At 41.1% G+C, this 21,750-nt stretch carries 19 protein-coding genes; 16 read left to right on the top strand and 3 right to left on the bottom strand.

What is annotated here, in order from left to right:
• Positions 1-310 precede the first annotated feature (310 nt).
• On the bottom strand, positions 311-1,540 hold the full coding sequence (locus ACUR5C_RS01815; protein ID WP_454466639.1) for a fibronectin type III domain-containing protein: 1,230 nt from the start codon (positions 1,538-1,540) through the stop codon (positions 311-313).
• Between the two features lie 518 nt (positions 1,541-2,058).
• Between ACUR5C_RS01815 and phoB the strand changes: the two genes are divergently transcribed.
• The 8 genes from phoB to phoU all read left to right on the top strand — a co-directional run bounded on the left by phoB (position 2,059) and on the right by phoU (position 10,765).
• Positions 2,059-2,754 (top strand): phosphate regulon transcriptional regulator PhoB, encoded by a 696-nt coding sequence (gene phoB, locus ACUR5C_RS01820; protein WP_454466640.1) that lies wholly within the window; start codon positions 2,059-2,061, stop codon positions 2,752-2,754.
• 59 nt (positions 2,755-2,813) lie between these two features.
• Complete coding sequence (phoR, locus tag ACUR5C_RS01825) at positions 2,814-4,121, top strand: phosphate regulon sensor histidine kinase PhoR (RefSeq protein ID WP_454466641.1); 1,308 nt, start codon at positions 2,814-2,816, stop codon at positions 4,119-4,121.
• 359 nt (positions 4,122-4,480) lie between these two features.
• Positions 4,481-5,176: a SapC family protein gene (locus ACUR5C_RS01830; protein WP_454466642.1), complete on the top strand. Its 696-nt coding sequence runs from the start codon at positions 4,481-4,483 to the stop codon at positions 5,174-5,176.
• Positions 5,177-5,404: 228 nt separating this feature from the next.
• Positions 5,405-6,439, top strand: a complete 1,035-nt coding sequence (locus ACUR5C_RS01835; protein ID WP_454466643.1) for a PstS family phosphate ABC transporter substrate-binding protein — start codon at positions 5,405-5,407, stop codon at positions 6,437-6,439.
• Positions 6,440-6,506: 67 nt separating this feature from the next.
• Positions 6,507-7,904 (top strand): phosphate ABC transporter permease subunit PstC, encoded by a 1,398-nt coding sequence (gene pstC / locus ACUR5C_RS01840; protein ID WP_454466644.1) that lies wholly within the window; start codon positions 6,507-6,509, stop codon positions 7,902-7,904.
• The gene (pstA, locus tag ACUR5C_RS01845) at positions 7,897-9,192 is read left to right on the top strand and encodes a phosphate ABC transporter permease PstA (protein ID WP_454466645.1); all 1,296 of its coding nucleotides are present in this window, start codon (positions 7,897-7,899) and stop codon (positions 9,190-9,192) included. The genes pstC and pstA overlap by 8 nt, the downstream gene beginning before the upstream one ends.
• Positions 9,193-9,201: 9 nt before the next feature.
• Positions 9,202-10,038, top strand: a complete 837-nt coding sequence (gene pstB, locus ACUR5C_RS01850) for a phosphate ABC transporter ATP-binding protein PstB (RefSeq protein WP_454466646.1) — start codon at positions 9,202-9,204, stop codon at positions 10,036-10,038.
• A gap of 10 nt (positions 10,039-10,048) precedes the next feature.
• The gene (gene phoU, locus ACUR5C_RS01855; protein ID WP_454466647.1) at positions 10,049-10,765 is read left to right on the top strand and encodes a phosphate signaling complex protein PhoU; all 717 of its coding nucleotides are present in this window, start codon (positions 10,049-10,051) and stop codon (positions 10,763-10,765) included.
• Positions 10,766-10,820: 55 nt separating this feature from the next.
• On the opposite strand, the gene ACUR5C_RS01860 is transcribed toward phoU, so the two are convergent.
• The gene (locus ACUR5C_RS01860; protein WP_454466648.1) at positions 10,821-11,219 is read right to left on the bottom strand and encodes an OsmC family protein; all 399 of its coding nucleotides are present in this window, start codon (positions 11,217-11,219) and stop codon (positions 10,821-10,823) included.
• A gap of 321 nt (positions 11,220-11,540) precedes the next feature.
• On the opposite strand from ACUR5C_RS01860, the gene crp reads away from it, so the two are divergent.
• The 3 genes from crp (at position 11,541) to ACUR5C_RS01875 (ending at position 13,709) form a co-directional block, all read left to right on the top strand.
• The gene (gene crp, locus ACUR5C_RS01865) at positions 11,541-12,197 is read left to right on the top strand and encodes a cAMP-activated global transcriptional regulator CRP (RefSeq protein ID WP_454466649.1); all 657 of its coding nucleotides are present in this window, start codon (positions 11,541-11,543) and stop codon (positions 12,195-12,197) included.
• Positions 12,198-12,390: 193 nt separating this feature from the next.
• A complete protein-coding gene (locus ACUR5C_RS01870; RefSeq protein WP_454466650.1) occupies positions 12,391-12,981 on the top strand; it encodes a LysE family translocator in 591 nt (196 codons plus the stop codon).
• Positions 12,982-13,058: 77 nt separating this feature from the next.
• Positions 13,059-13,709, top strand: coding sequence for a hypothetical protein (locus ACUR5C_RS01875; protein WP_454466651.1), 651 nt, complete (start codon positions 13,059-13,061; stop codon positions 13,707-13,709).
• Positions 13,710-13,789: 80 nt separating this feature from the next.
• Here the strand turns inward: ACUR5C_RS01875 and ACUR5C_RS01880 are convergent, their stop codons facing one another.
• Positions 13,790-16,375: a penicillin-binding protein 1A gene (locus ACUR5C_RS01880; RefSeq protein WP_454466652.1), complete on the bottom strand. Its 2,586-nt coding sequence runs from the start codon at positions 16,373-16,375 to the stop codon at positions 13,790-13,792.
• Positions 16,376-16,728: 353 nt separating this feature from the next.
• Between ACUR5C_RS01880 and ACUR5C_RS01885 the strand changes: the two genes are divergently transcribed.
• Genes ACUR5C_RS01885 through ACUR5C_RS01905 form a run of 5 tightly spaced genes read left to right on the top strand, consistent with a single transcriptional unit; the run spans position 16,729 to position 21,667 of the window.
• On the top strand, positions 16,729-17,796 hold the full coding sequence (locus tag ACUR5C_RS01885; RefSeq protein ID WP_454466653.1) for a pilus assembly protein PilM: 1,068 nt from the start codon (positions 16,729-16,731) through the stop codon (positions 17,794-17,796).
• A complete protein-coding gene (locus tag ACUR5C_RS01890; protein ID WP_454466654.1) occupies positions 17,796-18,365 on the top strand; it encodes a PilN domain-containing protein in 570 nt (189 codons plus the stop codon). The genes ACUR5C_RS01885 and ACUR5C_RS01890 overlap by 1 nt, the downstream gene beginning before the upstream one ends.
• The gene (locus ACUR5C_RS01895) at positions 18,365-18,985 is read left to right on the top strand and encodes a type IV pilus inner membrane component PilO (protein WP_454466655.1); all 621 of its coding nucleotides are present in this window, start codon (positions 18,365-18,367) and stop codon (positions 18,983-18,985) included. The genes ACUR5C_RS01890 and ACUR5C_RS01895 overlap by 1 nt, the downstream gene beginning before the upstream one ends.
• Positions 18,986-18,987: 2 nt before the next feature.
• Positions 18,988-19,548, top strand: a complete 561-nt coding sequence (locus tag ACUR5C_RS01900) for a pilus assembly protein PilP (protein ID WP_454466656.1) — start codon at positions 18,988-18,990, stop codon at positions 19,546-19,548.
• Positions 19,549-19,567: 19 nt separating this feature from the next.
• A complete protein-coding gene (locus ACUR5C_RS01905) occupies positions 19,568-21,667 on the top strand; it encodes a type IV pilus secretin PilQ (RefSeq protein WP_454466657.1) in 2,100 nt (699 codons plus the stop codon).
• Positions 21,668-21,750: the final 83 nt, after the last annotated feature.

The following is a 21,750-nucleotide window of genomic DNA, read 5'->3' on the forward strand; positions in this document are numbered from 1 at the left end:
ATCCAGTTAAGCAACAGCAAAATTTGTGCTTGAATTAAATCAAGTGATAGTTTTATCGGTTATTGAGTAAAAACTTAACCTTTAGATCAAAAAAGCGTGACCAGGTTCTCGTTTTTAGTCGTAATAGGCGGCTCGCCAGTGAGTTAGATAATACTCAGTTATTTTAAAAAAACCAGTACTAGGTCGGTTTTAGTCATTTTTTGTGGTTTTTGCAGATAGGCTTTGGCGCTAATGAGGTGAGTGTGTAGCCAGATATTTTTTCCTCAATCGAGTTGCAAATATCTGGCTTGATAGTTTTTGAGATTAAATATTAGGTGTCTTTACTTGCCATATTTGAGTAGTCACTTTCGTACCCTGCGCTGTTAATTGCGGTTACAGAAAAGTAATAAGTGGTGTTAGGTGCTAAATTTTCGATTACCCACGCGCTGGCCGAGGGGTCATCTATCGTAACACTTAAGTTAAGGTTTTCAGTTGAAGTACCGTAGTATATTTTAAATCCAGTTAAGTCTTCTAGTTGGCTATTGTCTGTATTGTGAGTTGGAGCATTCCAAGAAATAGTCGCCATTTGGGCTGCTTGAGTGATAGTTAGGCTAATTGAATCTGAGTGTTGTTGACCATTTGAGTCGCTTACCGTTGCGGTAATAATATGCTCGCCAACGCTTAGCTGAGTTGTTATATCACCACCTTGGCCTAAATCGCCATCTAAGTCCGAAGACCAAACTAGCTCGCTCGCGAGGTTACCATCTTCGGCGTCTTGCGCTGTTGCGATAAAGTTTATGCTGTCGTTTTCAGTCAACTCACTATGAGTTCCAGGTTGGGTAATTTCTACCCTAGGCGCTTCATTTGGTTCTTGATTTACAACCACATTAACGCTTGCGTTACTGCTCAATTCTCCAGAGTCTGTCACTGTGGCGGTTAATGTATGTGAGCCAACCGAAAGTTGTACGCTAAGCTCTGCACCGTCACCTAAATTACCATCAATACTAGAAACCCAATTGATATTATCATTTAAGTTTCCGTCTTCTTCATCAAAGGCGTTAGCGCTTAACAAAACGACATGATTGGCATAGCTGCTTGAATCGTTTTCAGGACTTATAATAGCTAATTGCGGCGCTTGGTTACTGGGTTGAGCTGCCTCAATTACAACAGAAACACTTGAAGTTGTCGTTAGGCCAGCAGAGTCAGCTACGCTAGCGCTAATAGTGTGAGTTCCTTCACTTAAGCTAGTAGAAAACTCTGCTCCGGTGGCTAAGGCGCCGTCTAGATTGGACTCCCACTGAATGTTATGACTTAAATCTCCGTCTTCTGCATCGCTCGCTGTAGCCGCAAAAGTGACGTTACTTTCGGTTGTGAAAGCGGTATTAGTTGTTGGCGGGATAATCGTAATAAAGGGCGCATTATTTCCAGCAGGTGGTGGTGTGTTATCACTTGAATCGTCAGTGGTTCCGCCGCCACCGCAACCACTTATTAACAATAATAACGCCGCAAAAAAAACAGCTAAAGCAGTATTAGTTTGAATTAAAGAAGCAAGTTTTGTCATAGTGTTCACCAAATAAAGCCTAAATTAAGAAGCGCACAGGGTTTATCGGTTGAATTCAGATTACTTAACGCGGGATAGTGTTGGAATGTGACCTAGTCGGCCTTTTTATACTTATTTAACACATTTTTGTGACACGCAAACAAATAAAATCGCCGTTTAATATTCGGTTTAAGGTCTAATGTGGTTGACTTTGGACGAGTTAAATAATGAGTTAAATAAGCGGTTATTAGTTAAAAACGGCATCGCAAAATCTTATTATGATATTTGATTGGATTTATTTTTCAGCCTGAAAGTTAAGTAGATTGTAGAGTGTGTGATGTTAAGGAAAGCTGGTCACTGCAGATTTTCCGCGGGTAAGCGCTAAACTTGTCATAATGCTGTCATTTTTCATGGTAAAAATAGCGAATATTCAAAGTTTGATTTGCTTTATATTTTAGATGACAAGATGTAGCGTATTTTTTATGTCATATTAGAAACAAAGCATTTGTAATAAAAAAGTGCAGTATAAGGTGCCCGTTATGGCGAAACAGATATTACTAGTAGAAGACGAACAACCGATAAGAGAAATGCTGCGATTTGCTTTGGAGCGTGAAAACTATAAGGTATTGGAAGCTTCTAATGCCGTTGCCGGTAGAGACGTTCTAGCTCGCCAAAGGCCAGACTTAATTATTGTTGATTGGATGATGCCGGGTGAAGATGGGGTCGAATTCATTAAGCGCTTACGCAAAGACTCAGTACTGAAAGAACTTCCGGTAATCATGTTAACCGCACGCGTTGAAGAGAATGATAAAGTGCGCGGATTAGACTGTGGTGCCGATGACTACTTGACCAAGCCAGTAGGGATGAAGGAGCTGTTGGCAAGAATAAAAGCGTTATTGCGTCGAACTTCGCAGGCTAATGAAGACGACGTATTAGCCGCAGAAGGCCTAGAGTTAAATTTAGCGACTAACCAGTTGAGTATTGATGGAAGTGATGTTCACATTGGTCAAACTGAATTTTCGTTACTTAAATTTTTTGTCGAACACAAGAATCGAGTATACTCGCGCGCTCAGTTGCTAGACTTTGTATGGGGACAAGCGGTATACATTGAAGAGCGCACTGTCGATGTACATGTTTTAAGGTTGAGAAAAATACTCAAACCCTTTGCTAAGGATGGATTAATTAAAACCGTACGTGGCATGGGCTATATGTTCTCCCAGAAAAAGGCTGAATAGCGAGTTTAAGTTAGCTTTATAAATCTAACCGTTAATATACTAAGCGAGAATCAAACCGCATGAACAATGCTTGGACAGTCGAGATTTCCCGCATTTTAGTTTTAGCCGCCGCCGCAATCTTATTTGGAATTGTTTCTGGCTGGTGGGTTGTGGCTATTCTGTTACCTTGTATTATTTATATTTGCTGGATGTTAATCCAAATAAGAGCGCTTGAAAGGTGGATTCGGATAGGAGCTAAACATAGTTTAGCGTTGGATTCGAGCGGTATTTGGCAGCTTATTGTACAAAATATTGTGCATGCTCAGCGAAAAAACAAAGAACGTAAAAAGCGTTTAAGCCAAATGGCTCGCCGGTTTGAAGCGACTATTGCTGCGCTACCTGATGCGACTGTAGTCATTAACCAACACCGAGAAATTGAGCTGACCAATCAGGCGGCCTATGACTTATTGGGAATTCATAAATCCACTGATCTTGGGCAAAGGATTGATAACTTAATTCGAGATCCCCTATTACATCAATTGATCGAATCGCAACAAACTGTGTCTCAAATTGATATGACATCACCAATTGAGCGAGGCAAGTCACTTTCCATTACCTGTGTTGATTTTGGCGAAAATAGAAAACTCGTTACTGCGCGAGATATTAGCCAGAGGTTAGCTGTGCAAAAAATGCGCAAAGCTTTTATCGCCAATGCTTCACATGAATTACGAACGCCATTAACCGTTATTTCTGGTTATCTCGAGTTACTAGAGTCTGAACCTGAGCTAAGCAAGTCAACGCGCACTCAAATTGTTAATGCAAGCAGCCAAGCGACCCGAATGACCCGTATTTTAGATGATTTATTAACTTTGTCTAAACTTGAAGAGAAGGGGTATGACGCCAACTCTGGTGAAGTGGTTGATATGCCAAATCTTATTTTGAAGCTAGTTAGCGATCTAAAGAAAACCTCAGCTTTGGGGAGTTGCGAAATAGCAACAGAAGTTGATGAAAAACTGTATATTAAAGGCGTAGAGGTTGAGCTTTATAGCTTGTTTCAAAACTTGATTAGTAATGCCGTTAAATACTCACCAGAAGGCTCGAGCATTAAAGTTGTGTGGGGTTTAAGTAATGAACAAGAGCTCACACTTGCAGTAATAGATCATGGTGAAGGGGTTGCGCCTGAGCACTTGTCGCGGTTGACTGAACGCTTTTATCGGGTTAATGCGACTCGCTCACGCCAAGTTGGCGGAACGGGCTTGGGGCTTTCTATTGTGAAGCACATTTTAGAGAACCATGGCGGCTATTTACATGTTGAAAGTGAGTTGGGCGAAGGCTCTACTTTTAGTGCCCGTTTTCCTAAAAGCCGATTAATACTGACGGAAAGTTAGTTATGACGCTGTTAGAGGCTATGAGTAGCTAAGTGAAATAAAAAGTTAACTGGTATTTAAATTAAACTTCATTTTGTGGATATTACTATTTTCAACTTGTTTAACAAGTGTTAGGCTGAACACACTGCAATATTGAGTGTTTGACCTCCGTTAGCCTCACTATATCGGCTAAATATTACCTAAAAAGCCCTGATAAACCACTAGTAAAGTGATAAAGCTTTCGCTAGACATCGATATTGTATAAAAATTGATTAGCTTATTGGTAACTAATAGATAATAACTAACTTAAAATAGTGTCTATAAAATCAATAAGCGTTTTAAACTAATTCACATAGTGTGAAATGATTTTGGAGAGAAACATGCAGTCAAACGTTGTCCCGTTAAGTAGTAAAGAACATGCCAATGTTAAGTTGGTATTAAATAAAAGCTTTGAGCATATAAAAGAGCAACATATGGCGCCTGTTATTGTGCATGAAGTGATGAGTGCTGCTTCTGAGTTACCCGTAGTTTTTGTGAAAAATGGAGATACAGGCCAGTTTCTTTTAGTCACTTTGTTTGGGCTTCAAGAGAAAGAAAACTTACTGGTTAAAGACGGACAGTGGGACAGCCCATTTATCCCCGCTGGCTTAACCCATTACCCACTTTCGTTGGTGCCACACCCAGAAGATAAACAGAAATATAGCATGACAATAGATATGGCAAGCAATGCGATTAGTGACGAAGGTGAGGCTATTTTCAACGAAGATGGCTCTGAAAGTGAGCAATTAGCCACTCGAAGACAAGCGCTAGAGAATTATTACAAGTGTGCAATAACCACGCGTGACTTTATTGACACTGTTGTGAAGCTGGAGTTGTTAGACGAGCAAACTTTAAGCTTTGAAGTTGCTGAGCAAAAACGAAGTGTCAACGGAATCTATGTTGTGAATGAGCAGAAGTTAAATGAGTTAAACGATGAGCAATATTTAGATTTAAGGAAAAAAGGCTATATCAACCCGATAATTGCTCATATTATTTCATTAAAACAGGCGCAGCGACTTTTAAATAGAGCTCGTTAACTCTCACTATAGATCCCCTGTTTTAGTCATGGCGCTTGTTTTAGGACAAGCGCCTTTTTGTTTTAGGGGCTACTAAAATGGCTAGTTCTGGGGCTACTTTCGGTAGTTTTTCATCATTCGTTTGTTGTGTGTAATATGTCTGTCATATTGCGTTCATATACTTGTCATACTTCCTACATACCATGAGCGGCGTATGTTAAAACAATCTTATAAAAGACGGGGAATTATATGAAAAACTTAACTCTTGCTGTAACTTTGTTAGCGATATCTGGAAGTGCGCTTGCTGCGGGTCGAGATACTATTAGTGTAGTAGGCTCTTCAACGGTGTATCCATTCTCAACGGTTGTTGCCGAAAGATTTGGTAAAACGACTGACTTTAAAACGCCTAAAATTGAGTCGACCGGTACCGGTGGCGGAATGAAGTTATTTTGTTCTGGCGTTGGCGTCGATACTCCAGATATGTCTAATGCGTCGCGTCGTATGAAAAAAAGCGAATTCGAAATGTGCCAAAAAAATGGTGTCGAAAGTATCACTGAAGTATTAGTTGGCTATGATGGAATTGTTATTGCTAACTCTAAAGCAACAGCCCCAATGGAAATTACGCGTAAAGAAATGTTTCTAGCTCTAGCGAAACAAATTCCAGCGCCTGATGGCAGCGAAACTCTAATTGACAACCCTTATAAAACTTGGAACGAAGTCAATCCCAAGCTACCAGCAACTAAAATTGAAGTGTTAGGGCCTCCACCTACTTCAGGGACTCGAGATGCTTTTGCTGAACTAGTACTAGAAGGCGGTTGTAAGCAGTTTGCATGGATTAAGGCGATAAAAAAGCAAAACAAAAGCAAATATAAGTCAATTTGTCATTCGGTTAGAGAAGATCACGCTTATATTGAAGCGGGAGAAAATGATAATTTAATTGTGCAAAAGCTAGTCGCTAATCCAAAAGCGTTAGGCATATTCGGTTTTAGTTTTTTAGACCAAAATTCAGACAAACTACAAGGCTCTTTAGTTGATGGGCAGAAGCCAACTTTTGAAGGGATTGCCGACGGCTCTTACCCAGTTTCACGGCCTCTATATTTTTACGTTAAAAACGCACATGTTGGTAAAGTTCCCGGTATTAAAGAGTTTTTAACTGAATACACAAGCGAAAATGCAATGGGTGAAGAAGGCTATTTAACAGACAAAGGGTTAATTCCATTAGGTGAAGAGAAGCTAAAAGCTATTCGAGCCCAAGTTTTATCTTTTACCCCATTAAGTTTATAGTAATAAGCGAACAATAAGAAAAGTTTGAGGCAGCAATGACTGTCTCAAACTTTTTTGAGAGTACAATATGACATCATCTACACTTCTATTTGTGATAGTTTTTTTAGCTTTGTTTAGCTACTGGTACGGTATTCATCGTTCCGTAAAAGTTGCCGGTGGCATAACCAAAGTTAAACGGCTAGTCTCTTTGCCAAAGCAATTTGGGTTTTTAACTGCGTTATGGTGCGGAATTCCTGCGCTAATGGTATTACTCATTTGGAGTAGTTTCGAGTCTACTGTTATCGAAGCGATTCTAGTATCTGGGTTGCCGCAAGATATTCAAGCATTGTCTTCGTCTGATTTAGGGCTATACCTTAACCCTTTAAAAGATTTACCCGCCAATGGGGCGCTTAGCTTAGAAAGCTTTTCTAATGATCCTGTAAAGTTAGCCGCAGCTACTCAGTATCAAGAATTAACTAACAATGCCGCTTGGATGAAGTCACTATTAGTCGTCGTAGTGTGTATTTGTAGTGTTTTATTTATTGTAAGCCGCTTTGAGTTAGAGTTTAGAGCAAGAGTTGCGTCGGAGAAAATCGTATTAAACGTTCTTATGTGCAGCTCAGGAATTGCAATTTTAACCACCGTAGGCATTGTGCTTTCGGTTCTATTTGAGTCGATGAGTTTTTTTAGCGACGTGCCAGCATGGGAGTTTTTATTTGGAACTCAGTGGAGTCCACAAACTGCTATGCATGCAGAGCAAGTTGCATCTAGCGGCTCTTTTGGCGCAGTGCCGCTTTTTGCTGGTACCTTGTTAATTACTTTTATCGCTATGCTTTTAGCGGTCCCGGTTGGCTTGATGACTGCTATTTACCTGTCTCAGTATGCGTCATTGCGATTGCGAACCTACGCCAAACCTATGTTAGAAATATTGGCAGGTATTCCAACTGTAGTGTATGGCTTTTTTGCCGCGTTAACAGTAGCGCCATTTGTTCGAGATGTAGGTGAAAGCATTGGTTTAAATGTTGCTAGTGAAAGTGCTTTGGCTGCAGGTATCGTAATGGGAGTCATGATTATCCCTTTTGTTTCTTCTTTGTCTGACGATGCAATTAACGCAGTCCCCAAGGCGCTAAAAGAAGGATCTTTAGGTATGGGAGCAACTCTGTCTGAGACGATTCGTCAGGTGCTTCTACCAGCTGCACTGCCAGGCATAGTTGGTGCTATCTTACTGGCCGTGTCTCGCGCAATTGGCGAAACTATGATTGTGGTGATGGCTGCTGGAATGGCGGCAAATTTAACTGCCAATCCGCTAGAGTCGGTAACCACTGTTACCGTGCAAATAGTCACTTTGTTAACTGGTGACCAAGAGTTTGACAGCCCTAAAACATTAGCTGCGTTTGCATTGGGTTTAATGCTATTTGTAACTACTTTAGCGCTAAATGTGTTGGCATTAAAAGTTGTAAGAAAATATCGAGAGCAGTATGACTAAATTAGACCAAATCAATGAGGCGCTTTCTGTCACACAGCGAGTTGAAAAAAGCTTGAAGAAGCGGCGCAGAAAAGAAAAAATTTTTAGAGGTTTTGGGCTGCTGTCAGTTTGCTTTGGATTTATGCTGGTTTTGACATTAATTTCAGACATTGTCATTAAGGCCTTACCTGCTTTTCATCAGCATTGGGTGAAATTAGATATTGACTATCAACCAAGCTGGTTGGGTGTTGATAGTTTAAGTATCGATGCATTAGCGTCTGCAAACTTTAGAAAAGCACTGCGTCGCTCTATGGCGCAATCAATGCCAGAAGTGCAAGGTCGAAAAGAAAAACGAAATCTCTATCAATTAATTAGTAATAATGCTGAGTTTACAGTGAGAGACGCTTTGTTAAAACAACCTGAGTTTCTAGGCAAAAAACGCTCAGTGTGGGTCATGCTAGATGATGATGTTGACAGCTACCTAAAAACCAACGCCGGGTTTGAAGCAAAAGGCATTCGATTAACCGATAGCCAAGTTGATATTGTAGAGCGTTGGTCGCAACAAAATAGAATTGAAAAGCGTTGGAACATTGAGTTTTTAACTAATTCAGATTCGCGAGAGCCCGAGTTAGCGGGTGTGCGCGGTGCACTCGCTGGGACTATGTGGACAATGTTAGTTACCTTGCTTTTATCGTTTCCATTAGGCGTTGCTGCGGCAATCTATTTAGAAGAGTTTGCACCAAGTAATAAAATAACTGACTTTATTGAGGTAAATATTAATAATTTAGCGGCTGTTCCATCGATCGTGTTTGGTTTGCTTGGTTTAGCCGTTATTATCAATGTTTTTGGACTGCCTCGTTCTACTCCTTTGGTTGGTGGTATTGTATTAACTTTAATGACTTTACCTACAATTATCATTGCCAGTAGGGCATCAATTAAGGCAGTACCTCCTTCCATTAGAGAAGCGGCGCTTGGGTTAGGCGCATCTAAAATGCAGGTTGCTTTTTCTCATGTGCTGCCTATTGCTATGCCTGGAATTATCACCGGCACTATCATTGGTATGGCGCAAGCTTTGGGTGAAACTGCGCCATTATTAATGATTGGTATGGTGGCGTTCATTGTCGATGTACCGGGCGGTATCGACCAAGCGGCTACGGTAATGCCTGTGCAAATTTATTTGTGGGCTGATAGCCCCGAGCGAGCTTTTGTTGCAAAAACTTCGGCTGCAATACTCGTATTATTAACATTTTTAATGCTGATTAATTCTAGCGCTGCAATATTGCGCAGAAAATTTGAAAAGCAAGTTTAGGTAGCTAATATGAAAGATCGTGCGTTTACAGACAATTTTAAAACCAATGAAATCATTATCGAAGAAACTGTAGGTAAGGTTACTGCCGATGATCCTAAAATGTCGATGCGGAATGTGAATGTTCATTATGGTGACAAGCAGGCGATTAAAAACGTTAGCCTTGACCTAGCAAGAAATCAAGTAACAGCATTAATTGGGCCTTCTGGTTGTGGCAAGTCGACCTTTTTGCGTTGTTTAAACCGGATGAATGATACGATAACTAGCTGCAAAGTTGATGGTACTTTAATGCTTGAAGAGCAAGACATTTATGCTAAAAGTTTAGATCCCGTTTTGCTGCGGGCGCGGGTTGGCATGGTGTTTCAAAAACCGAACCCGTTTCCTAAATCAATATATGATAACGTCGCTTATGGACCAAAAATTCACGGTCTAGCCACCAACAAAGCAGAGCTAGATGAAATCGTTGTGTCGAGTTTACAGCGAGCTGGCCTTTTTAAAGAAGTAAAAGACCGATTAGATTCGCCGGGAACAGGGCTTTCAGGCGGCCAACAGCAACGGCTTTGTATTGCAAGAACCATTGCGGTTAGTCCGGAGGTCATATTGATGGATGAACCGGCTTCTGCATTAGATCCGATTGCCACGGCTGTCATTGAAGAGCTAATTGATGAGTTAAAAGAAAAATATACTATAGCGATAGTAACCCACTCGATGCAGCAAGCGGCCCGAGTTTCGCAAACCACTGCTTATTTCCATATGGGGCAGCTAGTTGAAATGGGCAAAACGGAGCAAATATTTACTAACCCCGCTCACACTTTAACAGAAAACTATATTACCGGCCGATTCGGATAAGGAGCGCGTAATGGAAAATGATTTACATTTAAGTCAGCATATATCAAAGCGGTTTAACGAAGAGTTAGAAGCAGCGCGCAATCAAGTAATGCAAATGGGAGGCTTGGTTGAGCAGCAAGTTATTCAAGGATTAAAGTCACTTTTAAATGCTGATATTGAGTTAGCTAAAACAGTTGTTAAACGCGATGTTGAAGTGAATCAAATGGAAATAGATATCGACGAAAACTGTACCCAAATTTTAGCTCGTCGCCAGCCTGCCGCAAGTGACTTGCGATTAATGGTTAGCATAATCAAAACGATTACCGATTTGGAAAGAATCGGCGATGAAGCCGTAAAATTGGGCAGAAATGCAAGCAAATTGGCTGACGATGGTAAGAATGCACGCCAGTATGCAGAGCTAAAGCATTTAGGTGAGCATGTGATTACAACCTTAAATCAAGCGCTAACGGCCTATGCACGAATGGATGTAGATAAAGCTTTAGAAATAATTAAAAATGATGAGCAGATTGACCAAGAGTTTGAAAATATTTCACGGCTGCTTATTACTAAAATGATGGAAGATCCACGGGAGATAAAAAATGCATTAAGAATTTCTTGGTGTGCTCGCGCTTTAGAAAGAGTCGGCGATCACTCTAAGAATATTTGTGAATACATTGTTTACTTAGTCAAAGGTAAAGATGTAAGGCACTCCTCAATAGAAGAAATTAAGCGCCAAATTGACGCTTAATTTAAGCTTAGTGTGTCCAAAAATGCAGCGCCAATTTAAATTTTACTGGCGCTTTTTAGTTTTCAATGATTTCATAGCTGTGCGAAATTTCCACAGACTTAGATAGCATTAACGAGACTGAGCAGTATTTTTGCATTGATAAATTACAAGCTCTTTCAACTTGGGCTGTTTTTAGCTGGTTTCCACTGACTTTGTAATGAGCATGAATTTTAGTAAAAACTTTAGGATCAGTCGTGGCTCGCTCTGCTTTTACTTCACAGCGACAATCGGTTACATCCTGGCGTCCTTTTTGTAAAATCATCACAACGTCAATTGACGAGCAGCCGCCTACCGCCATTAATATCAGTTGCATTGGCGAGACGGCTTTTCCATCTCCGTCCATAGTGATTTCTTGACCAGATTCGGTTGTTCCAGTAAAAGTTAAATCTTTTTGCCAGTTAGTCGTAATTTGCATTACATGTTCTCCTGATGAGATTTCTCGCTTGAGTTAGTAGGTGCGTTTTAAGTTTTATAAAGATTGGCGTGATCTTACCTTTGTTGCTATCGGATTTGCAAAATATACCCTTAGAATTTATGATTTTAAGCATGAACTTGTTCACGGTTTAGCTGAATCCCATGCTCAAGGGTAATTGCTGGTTGAATGGTGATAAGCTCACAGGTATTATCCATACAGTAAGTTGAATATGTTCAACATATTTAATTTTTACTAGAAAGGCTTGTAATAGTGCTAGTATTAAACTAGAAATGCCACTTAAGGCGTGAACCGGAATTCAAAATGGCTTTAATTAAAGAACCTGTAGCATTACCACATAATATTAAAAGCGATCCAACATTGGAATGGTTTGTATCGCAATGCCACAAGCGTCGCTATGCTCCTAAAACGACGATCATTTTTGCTGGCGACAAGCCTGAAACCCTCTATTTTTTAATTAAAGGTTCGGTCAGCGTTTTAATTGAAGATGACGACGGCAGAGAACTTGTTTTAGCTTATCTTAACTCCGGTGATTTTTTTGGCGAAATGGGCTTATTCGATAGTCTGAGCGATCGTAGTGCTTGGGTTAGAGCGAAAACCGAGACAGATGTTGCAGAAATAAGTTATGCGCGCTTTCAAGCCTTAGTAAAAGAGCAGCCAGAAATAATGTTTAAGCTCGCTGAGCAAATGGCGTTAAGGCTTAGAAAAACCAGCCGTAAAGTAGGTGACTTGGCTTTTATGGATGTGACCGGCCGCGTAGCCAGAGCATTACTCGATTTGGCTAAAGAACCCGACGCCATGACACACCCCGATGGCATGCAGATTAAAGTGACTCGGCAAGAGTTAGGGCGTATTGTTGGTTGTTCCAGAGAGATGGTAGGTAGAGTTTTAAAGGTATTGGAAGAGCAGGAGCATATTTCAGTTAAAGGTAAAACCATGGTCATTTACGGTACTCGCTAGACGGCTTGCGTTTTAAAATTAATACAGGCTGTCAGTCTCCATAATAATTTTTAGTAGCATTTCATCGCGATTTTTATTGTTCTTAACGCAACGCATGTATTCCGCGAAACTAAAACCACAATGTAGCTTCGAGCTAAGCGGCTTTAATCGTGTTAGTAGTGGAATGGCAGTGGTTTAGAAAGGAATTGGTTAGTTGTTAGAATCATTTATTGCGTTAATAACAGCAACCGCTCTGTTGCTTGGTTCGCCTGGTCCCGCGCCGTTATCACTCGCTGCAACAGGAGCGACTTTTGGCGTAAAAAGAGGGATCCCTTTTCTTAGTGGCATTCTTGTGGGTCTGAGTGTTGCGATTGGCGCTGCAATTGTTGGTATAGCGGGATTGCTTTCACATTTTCCTAGTTTGAGCCTATTTTTAAAATTTGCAGGGGCTGCTTATATACTTTATATCGCCTTTAAAATTGCTTGCGCCCCCTTATCCAAAAATCAGATAGCGACAAAAGCTCCTAACTTCCAAGATGGTTTTGTTCTTAACCTGTTAAACCCTAAAGCATACGCCGCTTTTTTTGCTATTTTTTCTCAGTTCCTCTTACCTTTTTCAGATCCTAAAATCGCGACTTTGGTAACAGGTCTCACCTGTCTTTTTATTGCTGCCATAGTAGATGGGGTTTGGTTGGCGCTCGGCGGAGTTTTAAAGCCCATTTTTTCAGAGCCTATGCACGCACGAGTTATTAGCATTATATTTGCATTATCGATGGTAGTTGCTGTCGCCTATACTTTGATTTAACTTTGGTTTAACTTTGGTTTATGGACTGCGTAAGCTAAGTGAGATAATCATAAAATACCGCATAGGATAAAATTTAATTGATTCAATTTAATAAAATTGCGGGCGTTGCAGCCGTTGGTTCAGCACTCATTTATATTGCAGCTTTTGTCTATTTTGGCGTGTTTTCTGCAATGCCCAGTGGGGCTAATTCAGAACAAGTAATGCTTTACTTGGCGGAGCATAAAAGCCTAATCTCAATGGTTTATTTTCTAATCTATGTTGTTTTTGGACTATTATTGGCGGTTATTGTTGTTAATTTGAATGAGCAACTCGCATGTCGCTCAAGCTCGCTATTTAAGATAGCCTCATTGTTTGGTGCAATTTGGGTTGGGCTTGTAATTGCCAGTGGGATGCTCTCAACGATTGGCCTTTCGCACGCAGTTGCACTGATTGACTCGAATTATGACAGGGCCTATGACCTTTGGGTTGTTATTACAGTAATTACTGAAAGCATTGGTGGCGGCAATGAGCTTGTTGGCGGAATATGGGTGCTGTTAATCAGTATTGCGGCTAAACAGCAGGGGCTGTTTTCGCGAGGGCTGAATTATCTTGGAATGTTAGTTGGTGTGGCCGGAATTGCCACAGTTTATCCTGCTGTCATATTTACTGAGATTTTTGGGGTAACACAAATCCTATGGTTTTTATGGCTTGGGATTGCATTATTAAGCAATCGCCCTGCCTCAAGTTAAACCCTGGTTAAATATACTTTCTTATTTTAACATTTGGCAGTGTTAAACCTTCTGATATAGAAGGTATTTTAGTTTTATTGTTAGAAAATACCTTCTTCGTCAACCACTTCATTGTCTTGATTGAAAATATCCCCTATTGGCGGCTCTGCGTATTCCGTGGGTACATTTTCGTTCCTAAATAATTCAAAAATAGGGTTTTCTGTAGCGCTAGTGGCAAGTAATCCAGTTTTAGGATCAATTCTTACCGTGGTAATCCCTTCGGGGCGCAAATGATTTATCTGTGGTGTATTGGCGAGGGCCTTTTCCATAAATTTTTGCCAAATAGGTAGTGCTGCTCTACCACCAAACTCGCGGGTACCAAGTTTTCTGGTGTGATCATTAAAGCCAACCCATGTGGTAGCGACATGTTTTAAGTTATAGCCACTAAACCAAGCGTCTTTAGCATCGTTAGTCGTTCCAGTTTTGCCCGCTAAGTCTTGTCGTTTTAGCAAGGGGCTGCGAGTGCGCGCCAATGTAGGCTTTGCGGTACCGTTATGAATAACATCTTGTAAGATGTTGTCTATAAGGTAATGAACTCGCGCTTCGATCACTCGCTTAGCGACGTTTTTCTCTGGAATAGGCATTAGTGGCAAATTATGAAATGAGCTGGCTTCGCTGAGTGATTGAGAAGCATTATGCGCAGTATTGGCCTCTGTTTCATTCGGAACCTTAGTTTCATCTTGATCTGCTTTTTCGGCCTTGCGCTGAGCAATTACTGCCTCACACTCTTTGCAAACTTGTTTAGGTTGGTGTTCAAAAATAATTTTGCCGTTAGCATCTTCAATTTTATGAATAAACCAAGGTTCTACTTTATATCCGCCATTGGCTAAAATTGCATAGCCTGCGGCAACTTCTAATGGAGTAAAGGCCGCGGTGCCTAACGCCAGCGATAAATAAGGTGGCATATGCTCGCCTGGAAAGCCTAATTCTTCTAAATAGGACTTGGTATAACTTGGGCCAATTTCACGAATTAAACGCACAGAAACAGTATTTCTAGAGCGTCTTAAAGCGGTGCGTAAACTGGTTGGCCCTAAGTAGGTATCACCGTCATTTTTGGGGCGCCACACGTTTTCGGCGGTAATGTCTTCTTCGACTATGGGCATATCGTTAATAATTGAGGCCGCGGTGTAGTTTTTATCGAAAGCTGCCGCATAAATAAATGGCTTTATATTACTGCCAGGTTGTCGGCGCGCTTGGGTAACCATATTAAACTTGTTAATAGTGTAGTCGTAGCCTCCAATAAGTGACTCAATAGCTCCATTTTGCGGATTGAGTGAAATTAACCCGCCACTCACTTCTGGAATTTGAGCTAACTCATACTGTGGCTGTGGCTGTGGTTGGCTTGCCGGTTCATCTTGAGTAACTGAAGTAGCAGAGCTAATCATTTTTACTCTGATTAAATCGCCTTGAGATAGTACGTCTGACACTTTATTGATTCGAGGGCCGCGATGGTTTTCATCGACAAACTGACGTGCCCATTTTACCGATGCCAAAGTTAAGCTAGTTGTTTGTCCATTTTTTAATAATAACTGCGCTGACTCTTCATTTACCTGAGTGACAATTGCAGGTTCTAGAGTTGATACTGTTGGAATATCGTCTAGCCACTCTTGTAGTTGCTCTAAATCGTAATCATCTTTAATTGCAAAACTTTGCTCCGGCCCGCGATAACCGTGACGACGATCATACTCTTCGAGACCTTCTACCAAAGCTTGTTGTGCATATTGCTGCAGAGTTCCATCGACCGTTGTATACACCTTAAGACCGTCGCTTAAAGCCACTTCACGGCCGTACATTTCGATGATTTGTTTGCGCACCATTTCAGCAATGTGTGGTGCATAAACGGTTGAACTGGCACCATGCTTTTCTGTTTCTATGGGTTGATTGGAAGCTTCTTCAAATTGCTGCTGAGTAATAAATCCCTCAGCTAACATTCGGCCGAGTACATGATTTCTCCGGCCACGAGATTTTTTGGGATTTGATATTGGGTTAAAAATAGACTGTCCTTTAGGAATACCGGCAAGTGTAGCCAATTGAGCTAAGCTTAGTTGGTCTAAAGTTGTCCCATAATAAACTTGGGCTGCCGAGCCAAGCCCAAATGCGCGGTGGCCGAAGGGGATTTTATTTAGAAATAGTTCTAGTATTTCATTTTTACTTAATTCAGATTCTAGCTTCCAAGCCAGAAACATTTCAGTAAATTTGCGTGAAAAGCGTTTTTCTCGTGACAAATAGTAGTTGCGGGCCACTAACATAGTAATGGTACTGGCACCCTGACTTTTAGTTTGGGTAACTGCTAAGTTAATAAAGGCTCGCATCACGCCAAGCAGGTCGACTCCTGAATGTTGATAAAAACGCTGATCCTCGGTTGCCAGTAAAGCATTAATGAAATCTTTAGGTACTTGGTCTAGAGTGATAGGTATGCGTCTTTTTTCGCCGAACTCTTCAATTAATTGATTATCATTAGAATAAACTCGCATTGGGGTTTGTAGTTTAATCTTTCGAATGGACTCCACATCTGGCAGGCCTGGACCTACGGCTAAGTAAAGAGCCACGAACCCCATGCCGCCCAAAACGACAAAAAGTGTTCCCCAGTAGGCAAGTTTAGGAAAAATATGCTTAATTAATTTCATAAATGGAAGAGTTCAAACTATAACTAATGTTGACTATCGACAAAGTATATAGGTATTTGTTCGCAGCTTTAACCTCAAAGTTAATTATTTGGTGTTGTCATTCTAAAATATTAGCAGTGGGTCACGGCTTTTTTTAATCGAAATACGCGATAATCAACGAAGCTAACTAGTTGATATGTCTGCAAACATTGCTTCTGGTCAAAAAATAACCCTTGACAAGATCAAAAAATAACGCGAAATTGAGCACAGAAAAACAAAAAACAGGTGAAATTTCTTATAGTTAGCGCTATTATTTAAAGTGAATACACAGTTTCCGCCTGTAACTGGATAAAACTGATAGGAAAATTAGGATTATGCTGGCTAATTTATTCGGCTCTAAAAAAACGTCCCTAGTCGGGATAGACATTAGCTCTACCGCTTGTAAGCTTATAGAGTTAGGCAAGGTTGGCTCGCGTTACCGAGTTGAGAGTTATGCGGTGGAACCACTGCCCCAAGATGCAATGGCTGACCGAGATATCCGCGATCCAGAAGTCATTGGAGAAGCGCTTAAACGTGTAATTAGCCGCTCTGGAACCAATATTAAGCATGCCGCGGTAGCTGTTGCGGGTTCTTCTGTGATAACCAAAGTTATTCAAATGGATAAAGGACTCAGCGACGACGAGATGGAAAATCAAATCGAAGTTGAAGCCGATCAATATATTCCTTATCCGCTTGAAGAGGTTGCGTTGGACTTTCAGGTCCAAGGTGAGTCGGAGAAAGTCCCTGATAAAGTCGATGTTTTATTAGCCGCTTCTCGTTCGGAGAATGTTTATTCCCGCGTTGACGCATTAGAGTTAGCTGGGCTAACTGCTAAAATCGTCGATGTTGAAGCCTATGCTATAGAACGCTCATTCCGCTTACTAGCTAGTCAACTGCCCGATCAAGGTGAAGGTCAAATAATTGCTGTTGCCGACATTGGCGCGACTAATACTAGCCTCAGCGTAATGGAAGACTTTAATACGATATACACGCGCGAACAAACCTTTGGCGGCTCACAATTGACCGAAGAAATCCAACGTCGCTATGGCTTATCGTTTGAGGAAGCTGGTATGGCGAAAAAGCAAGGCGGACTTCCAGATGATTATGAGCCAGAAGTATTAGAACCGTTTAAAGAAGCAATTATTCAGCAAGTGAGTCGGTCACTGCAGTTTTTTTATGGCTCAAGCCAATATGGTGAAGTCGACCACATAGTGTTGGCTGGCGGTTGCTCTATTATCGAAGGGCTTGAGGAAATGATTGAAGAAAGATTAGGAACGACCGCTTCTATCGCCAACCCTTTTGCTGATATGTCATTGTCTTCTAAAGTTAATGCACAAGCGCTTAGTTCTGACGCACCTTCCCTGGTGATATGTTGTGGCTTAGCCTTAAGGAGTTTTGATTAATGGCAAATATTAACTTACTTCCATGGCGCGAAGAGCTGCGGCAAGAAAAGCAGCGCCAATTCTTAAGCGTTCTAGGGCTCGTAGTAATATTAGGGGTTGTCATTGGCTGGTCAATATATAGCTATTATGGCTCGCAAATTGATAACCAACGTAGCCGCAATAAATTTTTGCAAACTGAAATTCAAAAGCTGAATTCTAAGATAAAAGAAATTCAGTCGTTAGAAAAAGAACGTATGGAGCTGGTTGAGCGAATGAACCTAATCCAAGATCTGCAAAAAAGCCGCCCTCAAATTGTTCACGTTTTTGATGAAATAGTCACGAATATACCTGAAGGTGTAAATCTGAGAACTGTAAGCAGAAGAGGCGATAAGCTTATATTTAATGGCGTTGCTGAATCAGCACCACGGGTTTCTAAGTTTATGCGAAATGTGGCAAACTCCAGGTGGCTAGAGCTAGGCCCACTCGACAAAATATCTGACGACGCTAACTCTGCGTCAGGTCGTAAAAGTTTTTCTTTAACGACAACTATTAGCTCTCCTAAAGATGAGAACGCAGGGGAGACTAAATAATGAATTTAGATGATATCAACAATTTAGACTTGAGTGACATTGACTTTAACAATATGGGCTCGTGGCCTAATGCGGCTAAAGGCGTAGTTGCTGCATTGGTTTTAGCATTGGTTATTAGCGCTGCTTATTATTTGTTCATTAACGAGCAAACAGAAGATCTCGTAGAATTAGAGCGAAAAGAAATTGACTTTAAGCGCGAATTTGAGCAAAAACAAGCGAAAGCGGTAAACCTAGAGAAATACAAGCAGCAAATGTCAACGATCAAGAAAAGTTTTCAAACGCTGCTTCAACAATTACCTAAGTCAGAACAAATGGCTGAGCTAGTTGAAGAGTTTTCTTATGCTGCAACAGGGGCTGGGTGTGAGCTTTTAGACGCAAGCTTTTTGCAAGAAAAAGCTTCTGAGTTTTATTCGGAAAAACCGATTCAAATTAAAGTGACTGGTGGTTACCATCAACTTGCTGATTTTGTTAGTAGGGTGTCACGTTTACCTAGAATTGTGACTTTGCACGACTTTCATATTTCGGTAGGGCAAGGGGATGTACCCTCATCACCTGGTGAAAAAATGCTAGTGATGAGCATTACAGCGAAAACTTATCGTTCTGATTCGGAGGGAGAGTAATAATGAAATTATTTAGAAACTCTAACTTCAATAAGTTAATACTCGCTGCTTTGGCCGGACTGAGTCTTGCTGGTTGTTCGTCTGATACAGAAGATTTAAGAGCTTGGGTTGATACGATAAAAGCACAGCCTCCAGGGCGAATAAAGCCAATGCCGGAGGTTGTTGAATACAAGCCTCATGAGTATCAGTCTTCGCATTTGAAAAGCCCATTTTCCGAAATGGAGCCTGAATTAGAAGCACAACTACAGGCTCTGCATGATGGTTGTGATGAAAATATTCGACCTGACATAACCCGGCGAAAAGAAGATTTAGAGCGTTACTCATTAGATTCAATGCAAATGGTGGGCGTTGTTAATAATCGAGATAAGCGATGGGGCTTGGTGAGAATGACTGCCGGTCCGGATATTAATAAGGTTTTTCATGTCAAGGTGGGTAATTATTTGGGCATAAATCATGGCCAAATTGAAACGATTGACGAAACGCAAATAAAGATAAGCACTTTGGTTCCTGATAGCAAAGGATGTTGGGAAAAACGTGAAGTGTTTATGGCGCTAGCTCAATAGCGCTATATAGGAGTGATGTATGAGTTCTTGGGGCAAGAAAAAAATTCAACAGAATCGAGGAGCGAGGGCTATGTTTACCCGCCATTTAAATAAATTATTAGTGTTGGTGTTGGCCTGCATGAGTCTTACTTTATCTGCAACGGAGATTCAAGACATTAGCTTTAATGTTCTGCCGGGAGATAAAGTTTTAATTCGAGTTACTATGGATTCTCCGCCGCCTGCATTTAAGGAAATTACAACCGAAAATCCAGCTCGGATTTGGATGGACTTTGACGGTGTCTCGAGCGCTTTAAGCCGTAAAACTCACAGTATTGGAATCGGTTCAACGCGCAGCGTTACCGCAGTAGAAGCTGGCGGAAAAACTCGCGTTGTGGTTAACCTAGTTGAAATGGTGCCTTTTTCCTCTAGAGTAGAAGGTAATGAATTGCTGTTAACCGTAGGCTATGGTCAGTCAGAGGGAGCTTCAACTGCTTTTAACGGTTCACAAAATGCAACGCCTTCGGCAACTAAAAAGAGCCTAACTGGAGAAGATATTGCTGCTATCGACTTTAGACGAGGTGAGCAAGGCGAAGGCAGAATTATCGTTAATTTAAATAACGCTAATATTGGTATTGATTTACGCCAAGAAGGACGTACCATTTTAGCCGATTTCGTCGATGCAAACATTTCTAATGACCTAATAAGGAAACTCGATGTTGTCGATTTTGCAACGCCAGCCAAGCTAGTAAGTACTAGTCGGATTGGAAATAACGTTCGCATTGCAATTGATACCCTAGATGAGTTCGAGTATTTAGCCTATCAAGCTGACAATACCTACGTTATAGAATTAAAGCCGCTAACGCCTGAAGAAATTGAACGTAAAAAGCTGTCTGAACCAGTTTATACCGGAGAGCGTTTATCATTAAACTTCCAAGATATTCCAGTACGAGCGGTACTTGCTATTATTGCGGAGTTTACAGGCCTTAATTTAGTTACCAGTGATACTGTTTCTGGCACAATTACTTTGCGATTACAAACAGTTCCATGGGATCAGGCGCTTGATATAGTGTTAAAAACGAAAGGATTAGCTAAGCGTCAGAACGGCAATGTCATGTTAGTAGCGCCTGCGGCTGAGATTGCTTCGCGCGAAGCGCAAGAGTTGCAAGCTGAGAAACAGATAGAACAATTAGCACCTTTAAGAGCAGAATTTATTCAAGTGAACTATGCCAAAGCAAGTGCTTTAGCCGAGTTAATAAGAACCCCTGGCGCTAATTATCTTTCTACTCGTGGAAGTGTGTCAGTTGATGAGCGCACAAACCATTTACTGGTACAAGATACCGCCAAAAAGCTTGATCAAATTCGGTTAATGACACGAACTCTTGATGTACCAGTTAAGCAAGTTTTAATTGAGTCGCGTATTGTTGTCGCTGATGATGGATTTGAAGAAGAGTTAGGTGTGCGTTTTGGAGTGACCGATGTGGGGCAAGACGGTGCAATTTCGGGCACTGCAGCGGGAGCGAACAATGTTTATGCAACAGGAAGCCCAGCAGGCAGAACCTTTGCAGTCGATTTACCTAACCTAAACCCAGCGGGTTCCATTGGTTTAACTGTCGCAAAGCTAACCGAAGGCACCATACTCGATTTAGAGCTATCTGCACTAGAAAGTGAAAGCCGCGGCGAAGTTATTGCTTCTCCACGAGTAATTACTGCCAATCAAAAAGAAGCCTACATTGAATCGGGTGAAGAAATTCCGTACTTAACTGCAAGTAGTGCAGGTAGTACAACAGTGACCTGGAAAAAAGCGGTTCTCAGTCTAAGAGTTACTCCACAAATTACCCCAGATGATCGTATAATTCTGGATTTACAGGTAAATCAGGACACAAGGGGTGAAAATATTGTAAACTTCGGCCCTGCGATTAATACTCGCGAAGTTGGAACTCAAGTTCTGGTAGAAAATGGTGAAACGGTAGTTTTAGGTGGGGTATATCAACAACGCGTCAATCGCGATGTGACTAAAGTTCCTTTCTTAGGAGATATTCCTGGAGTGGGCGCACTATTTAGAACTACTAGAGAAACATCGGCAAAACAAGAGTTATTGATGTTTGTAACACCTAAGATCGTTAAAGAATCGATCAGATAAGTTTTTACACCTGGAGTTATAGTCGTAAGGCCCCGCTTAATTGCGGGTTCTTGCTTTTATTGTATGGGGAATAAGTAGTTTTT

The sequence above is a fragment of the Aliikangiella aequoris genome (assembly GCF_053709105.1).